The sequence below is a fragment of the Mesorhizobium sp. M7A.F.Ca.AU.002.02.1.1 genome, from assembly GCF_003998535.1.
Taxonomy (GTDB): Bacteria; Pseudomonadota; Alphaproteobacteria; order Rhizobiales; family Rhizobiaceae; genus Mesorhizobium; species Mesorhizobium ciceri.
In genome coordinates, this window is sequence record NZ_RZPB01000346.1 from 1 (window position 1) to 6,266 (window position 6,266).

At 65.4% G+C, this 6,266-nt stretch carries 4 protein-coding genes; 2 read left to right on the forward strand and 2 right to left on the reverse strand.

Annotation, left to right across the window (positions count from 1 at the left end; all coding sequences use genetic code 11):
• Window positions 1-160: antitoxin Xre/MbcA/ParS toxin-binding domain-containing protein (locus tag EN879_RS20470; protein WP_127274209.1), on the forward strand; the 160-nt coding region annotated here is incomplete at its 5' end.
• A 33-nt stretch (window positions 161-193) separates the two neighbouring features.
• On the opposite strand, the gene EN879_RS20475 is transcribed toward EN879_RS20470, so the two are convergent.
• A complete protein-coding gene (locus EN879_RS20475; protein ID WP_024501796.1) occupies window positions 194-2,473 on the reverse strand; it encodes an NADP-dependent malic enzyme in 2,280 nt (759 codons plus the stop codon).
• 213 nt (window positions 2,474-2,686) lie between these two features.
• Here EN879_RS20475 and mutS point away from each other — a divergent pair, with 213 nt between their 5' ends.
• The gene (gene mutS, locus EN879_RS20480) at window positions 2,687-5,416 is read left to right on the forward strand and encodes a DNA mismatch repair protein MutS (RefSeq protein WP_063169906.1); all 2,730 of its coding nucleotides are present in this window, start codon (window positions 2,687-2,689) and stop codon (window positions 5,414-5,416) included.
• Here the strand turns inward: mutS and EN879_RS20485 are convergent, their stop codons facing one another.
• Window positions 5,417-6,262, reverse strand: coding sequence for an aldo/keto reductase (locus EN879_RS20485; RefSeq protein ID WP_063169905.1), 846 nt, complete (start codon window positions 6,260-6,262; stop codon window positions 5,417-5,419).
• Window positions 6,263-6,266 lie beyond the last annotated feature (4 nt).

Below are 6,266 nucleotides of genomic sequence, written 5' to 3' on the forward strand. Positions count from 1 at the left end.
CATTCGCGACGTGCTATCCCTGATCACCAATCCGAGGCTCGCATGGCTGTGGCTGACGCGGCCCTCGGCGCAGCTCGACGGCCGCGTCCCGATCGACTTGCTGCGGCAGGATCAGGTGGACGAGGTCGTCGAGGCCGCGCGCGTATTCGCGCCGGGCTGAACGCCTCGCGGACTCACCGCTGAGGCCAGCCCCTCAAGTCCCCGCCGTGTACGCCGCGATCGCCGCCATGTTGACGATATCGCTGTCCTTGGCATTCAGCGACACGATCTGAACCGGCTTGTTCAGGCCGACCAGCAGCGGCCCGATCACCGTCGAGCCGCCGAGTTCCTGCAACATCTTGGTCGAAATCGAGGCCGAGTGGAACGCCGGCATGATCAGCACATTGGCCGGGCCGGTCAGGCGGATGAACGGATATTGCGCCATGGCGCGGGCGTTGAGGGCGACGTCGGCGGCCATTTCGCCGTCATATTCGAAATCGACGCGGCGCTTGTCGAGGATGCGCACGGCTTCCTGGACGCGCTCGGAGCGTTCGCCCTGCGGATGGCCAAAGGTGGAATAGGCGAGCATGGCGAGCCTCGGCTCATAACCCATGCGGCGGGCAAAGCCTGCCGCCTCCTCGGCGATGTCGGCGATCTGCTCGGCGTTCGGCATATCGTGCACGGCGGTGTCGGCGACCAGCACGGTCTTGCCCCGCGCCAGCACGATCGAGACGCCGATGACGCGGTGGCCGGGCTTGGCATCGATGACGCGGCGGATGTCGTCGAGCGCGGTCGAATAGTTGCGGGTGACGCCGGTGACGATGCCGTCGGCGTCACCCAGCGCCACCATGCAGGCGGCAAAGTGGTTGCGATCGTTGTTGATCAGCCGCTGGCAGTCGCGAAACAGGAAGCCTTTGCGCTGCATGCGCTCGTAGAGGTAGTCGGTGTAGATGCCGTTGCGGCGCGACAGCCTTGCATTGATGATCTCGATGCCTTGCTTGTTGAGATCGATGCCGGCGTGCTTGGCGTTTTCCTTGATGACGTCGTCGCGGCCGAGCAGGATGGCGGTGCCGAGCTTCTGGTTCACATAGGAGACGGCGGCGCGCATGACCTGTTCCTCCTCGCCCTCGGCGAAGACGATGCGCTTGGGCTGGCGGCGCACGCGGTCGTAGATGCGCTGCAGGGTCGAGGCGATCGGGTCGCGGCGGGCCGACAGTTCCTGCGCGTAACGGTCGAGGTCAAGGATCGGCTTGCGGGCGACGCCTGAATCCATCGCCGCCTTGGCGACCGCAATCGGAATGGCCGAGATCAGGCGCGGGTCGAACGGCACCGGGATGATGTAGTTGGGGCCGAATTTCGGCCGATTACCCTGATAGGCGGCGGCGACGTCGTCGGGCACGTCCTGGCGCGCCAGTGCCGCCAGCGCCTGGGCGGCGGCGATCTTCATGTCGTCATTGATGGTGGTTGCCCTGACATCCAGCGCGCCGCGGAAGATATAGGGGAAGCCGAGCACGTTGTTGACCTGGTTCGGATAGTCCGAACGGCCGGTGGCCATGATGGCGTCGGTGCGGATCTCGGCCACTTCCTCCGGCGTGATTTCCGGATCGGGATTGGCCATGGCGAAGATGATCGGGTTCTTGGCCATCGACTGCACCATGGCGGTGGTCAGCGCGCCCTTGGCGGAGAGGCCGAGGAAGACGTCGGCGCCGTCGAGCGCCTCGGCGAGGCTGCGCGCCTCGGTCTTCACCGCATGCGCCGACTTCCACTGGTTCATGCCTTCGGTGCGGCCCTGGAAAACCACGCCCTTGGTGTCGCATAGGATGATGTTTTCCGGCGAAAAGCCCATCGCCTTCATCAGCTCGATGCAGGCGATGCCGGCGGCGCCGGCGCCGTTGCAGACCATTTTCGTGGTCTTCATGTCACGGCCGGTGATCTCCAGCGCGTTGATCAGGCCGGCGGCGGAGATGATCGCGGTGCCGTGCTGGTCGTCATGGAAGACCGGGATGTCCATCAATTCGCGCAGCCGCTGCTCGATGATGAAGCATTCCGGCGCCTTGATGTCCTCGAGATTGATGCCGCCGAAGGAGGGCCCGAGGAAACGCACGCAGTTGATGAACTCGTCGGCGTCCTCGGTGTCGACCTCGAGGTCGATGGAATCGACATCGGCGAAGCGCTTGAACAGCACCGCCTTGCCCTCCATCACCGGCTTGGAGGCCAGCGCGCCGAGATTGCCGAGACCGAGAATGGCTGTGCCGTTGGAGATGACTGCGACCATATTGCCGCGCGTCGTGTAGTCGAAGGCGCGCGAGGGGTCTTCGGCGATGGCCAGGACCGGAACCGCGACACCAGGCGAATAGGCGAGGCTGAGGTCGCGCTGCGTCGCCATCGGCTTGGTGGCGACGACCTCCAGCTTGCCCGGCCGACCCATGGCGTGGAATTCGAGCGCTTCCTGCGCACTGACGGACGGACCGCTGTTCTCGGTTTTCCTGGCCATGATGTACTTGATTTCCTCACCGGTGCAGCACCTCGTTGAAGCGGGTGCTTTGTGTCGGACCGAATTAAGACCACGCGCCGCCGCGTGTAAACTGCCAGCGTGCGGAATCGCGGTTGGTACGCGCGATTGCGGGCATCCTGCCGTCCCGGTCGTCCCCTGTTTTTCGAAGCCCCGGCATTAAACCGCGCGATCACATCTGCTAGCGTGCGGCGCATGAACATGCACAGCCCGAACGAGCCAGACGCCCCCGAGGCGATGACGCCGGTGCCGACCGCCCACGCCGGCGCCACGCCGATGATCGAGCAATTCATCGAGATCAAGGCGGCAAACCCGGATTCGCTGCTGTTCTATCGCATGGGCGATTTCTACGAACTGTTCTTCGACGATGCCGAGAAGGCAAGCCGGGCGCTGGGCATCGTCTTGACCAAGCGCGGCAAGTATCAAGGGCTCGACATTCCGATGTGCGGTGTGCCGGTGCATGCTGCTGACGACTATCTGCAGAAGCTGATCGGCCAGGGTTTCCGCGTTGCCGTCTGCGAACAGATCGAGGATCCGGCCGAGGCGAAGAAACGCGGCGGCAAATCGGTGGTGCGCCGCGATGTGGTGCGGCTGGTGACACCAGGCACCATCACCGAGGACAAATTGCTGGCGCCGTCGGAATCGAGCTTCCTGATGGCGCTGGGGCGGGTGAAAGGCGGAGCGGACCACTCCTTTGCGCTGGCCTGGATCGACATCTCGACCGGCGCCTTCCGCGTCACCGACACCACCGCCGACCGGCTTTTGGCTGACATCTTCCGTGTCGATCCGCGTGAGTTGATCGTTGCCGAGCCAGTGTTCCACGATCCGGAGCTGAAGCCGGTGTTCGACGTGCTCGGCCGCGTCGCCAGCCCGCAACCACCGTCACTGTTCGATTCGGCGTCGGCGACAGGGCGCATCGCCCGCTTCTTCGATGTGGCGACGCCGGACAGTTTTGGCGCCTTTTCGCGCGCCGAACTGTCGGCGATCTCGGGCGCCATTGCCTATGTCGAGAAGACGCAGAAAGCGGAGCGCCCGCCGCTGTCGCGGCCCGAACGCGAGGAGCAGGGTTCGACCCTGTTCATCGATCCGGCGACACGCGGCAATCTGGAACTGCTGCGCACGCTGTCGGGCAGCCGCGAAGGCTCGCTGTTCAAGGCGATCGACCGCACGGTGACCGGCGGCGGCGCAAGGCTGCTCGCCGACCGGCTGATGGCGCCGCTGACCGACCCGGCGGCGATCGGCGCCAGGCTGGACTCAGTGTCGTTCTTTCGTTCCGAAACGCGACTTTGCCAGGCGGTGCGGTCGAGCCTGAAGAGCGTTGCCGACATGCCCCGCGCGCTGTCCAGGCTGGCGCTCAACCGGGGTGGGCCGCGCGACCTTGGCGCGCTGCGCGCCGGCTTCGAGGCGGCAGGCGCGATCGCCGAAATCTTTGCCGCGACCGCCCTGCCCCCGGAACTTGCGGCGGCATTGGCCGCCATCCATGCACTGCCCCAAGCGCTTTCGCAGCATCTGATGCAGGCACTTGGCGACGAACTGCCGCTGCTCAAGCGCGACGGCGGCTTCGTTCGTGGCGGCTACCATGCCGATCTCGACGAGATGCGGGCGCTGCGCGACGAATCGCGAAAGGTGATCGCCGGGCTGGAACGCTCGCTGATCGACGAGACCGGCATCCGCTCGCTGAAAATCCGGCACAACAATGTGCTCGGCTACTATATCGAGGTGACCGCCAACCACCATGCTGTGATGACCGGCAGCGATGGCGCCAAGGCGCGCTTCATCCACCGCCAGACCATGGCCAACGCCATGCGCTTTACCACGACCGAGCTTGCCGAGCTCGAGACCAAGATCGCCAATGCCGCCGACCGGGCGCTCAACATCGAACTGGCCGCCTTCGAGGCGCTGACGACGGAAGCGGTCGGCGAAGCGGAGAAGATCCGTGCCGGCGCCGATGCGCTGGCCGTGCTCGATGTCTCCGCGGCGCTCGCGCTTCTGTCGGAAAGCGAAGCCTGGTGCCGGCCGGTGGTGGATTCGAGCCTTGCCTTCGAGATTACGGGCGGGCGGCATCCGGTGGTCGAACAGGCCTTGCGCCGCTCCGGCGAAGGCCCGTTCGTCGCCAATGATTGCGACCTGTCGCCGGAGGGAGCTGCCCGGAACGGCGCGATCTGGCTTTTGACCGGCCCGAACATGGGCGGTAAATCGACATTCCTGCGGCAAAACGCGCTGATCGCCATCCTGGCCCAGACCGGCTCGTTCGTGCCGGCGACATCGGCCCATATCGGCGTCGTCGACCGGCTGTTCTCGCGTGTCGGCGCCTCGGACGATCTGGCGCGCGGCCGCTCGACCTTCATGGTCGAGATGGTCGAGACGGCAGCGATCCTCAACCAGGCCGGCGAGCGCGCACTGGTGATCCTCGACGAGATCGGCCGCGGCACCGCCACTTTCGATGGCCTGTCGATCGCCTGGGCGGCGGTCGAATATCTGCATGAGAAGAACCGCTGCCGGGCAATCTTCGCCACCCATTTCCACGAAATGACCTCGCTGGCCGGCAAGCTGGCGCGTCTCTCCAACGTCACCATGCGGGTCAAGGAATGGGAAAACGACGTCGTCTTCCTGCACGAGGTCGGCAAGGGTGCCGCCGACCGCTCCTACGGCGTGCAGGTGGCGCGGCTGGCCGGCCTGCCGGAAGCGGTGGTCGACCGGGCCAAGGAAGTGCTGCACCAACTGGAAGAGGGCGAAGTTTCGGGCAAGACCAACCGGCTGGTCGACGATCTTCCATTGTTTTCGGTGGCGGTGAAGCGAGAAGCGCCGAAGCCGGTCAAGAGCGACGCGCTGGGGGCGGCACTCGGCGACATCAACCCGGACGAAATGACGCCACGCGAGGCGCTGGAAGCGCTCTACCGGCTGAAGGGGTTGGCGGGGACGTAGTCAGATCATCTCCAACCCGCGCTTGCGCGCTGGTGGCGGGAAGGCGCGGTCGAGATCGGCGATGTCCTGCGGCGCAAGCTTGATGTCGAGCGCAGCGACATTCTGGCGGACATGCTCCTCGCTGCTGGCCTTCGGGATGGCGATGACGCCCTCCTGATGCATCACCCAGGCCAGGGCGATTTGCGCTGGGGTCGCATTGTGGCGCCCGGCGATGGCTTCGAGCCTGGCATTGCGCGCCAACGCACCCTGCTCGACCGGAGAATAGGCCATCAAGGGGATGCCGCGCTGCCGGCTCCAGGGCGCCAGATCGAATTCGAGGCCACGCCGGACCAAATTGTAGAGCACCTGGTTGGTCTGGACATTGCCGCCATCGGGCAGGCCGATCAGCTCTTCCATCTCGTCGGTGTCGAAATTGCTGACGCCCCAGTGGCGGATCTTGCCGGCCTTTTTCAGGGCCTCGAAGGCCGCGACGGTTTCCGTCAATGGCACGCTGCCGGGCCAATGCAAGAGATAGAGATCGATGCGGTCGGTGCGCAGGCGTTTCAGGCTGTTTTCGCAGGCCCGCTGCACGCCCGCGCGCGAGGCGTTCGACGGTAGCACTTTCGAGACCAGGAAGGTCTCGTCGCGGCGCCCGGCAATGGCTTCGGCCACCACCTCCTCGGCACCGCCGCTGGCATACATTTCGGCGGTGTCGATCAACGTGATGCCGAGGTCGAGGCCGAGCTTGAGGGCATTCACCTCATCGGCGCGGCGACGGGAATCTTCGCCCATCTTCCATGTGCCCTGGCCAAGCACCTGAACGGCTTCGCCGGAGGGCAGTTTGGTGGTTCTGATGGTCGGTGGCATGGCG

What these genes read in the sequence shown, in the direction of transcription:
- EN879_RS20475 (WP_024501796.1), bottom strand. Translation starts at nt 2,473, where the DNA reads ATGGCCAGGAAAACCGAGAACAGCGGTCCGTCCGTCAGTGCGCAGGAA.
- mutS (WP_063169906.1), top strand. Translation starts at nt 2,687, where the DNA reads ATGAACATGCACAGCCCGAACGAGCCAGACGCCCCCGAGGCGATGACG.
- EN879_RS20485 (WP_063169905.1), bottom strand. Translation starts at nt 6,262, where the DNA reads ATGCCACCGACCATCAGAACCACCAAACTGCCCTCCGGCGAAGCCGTT.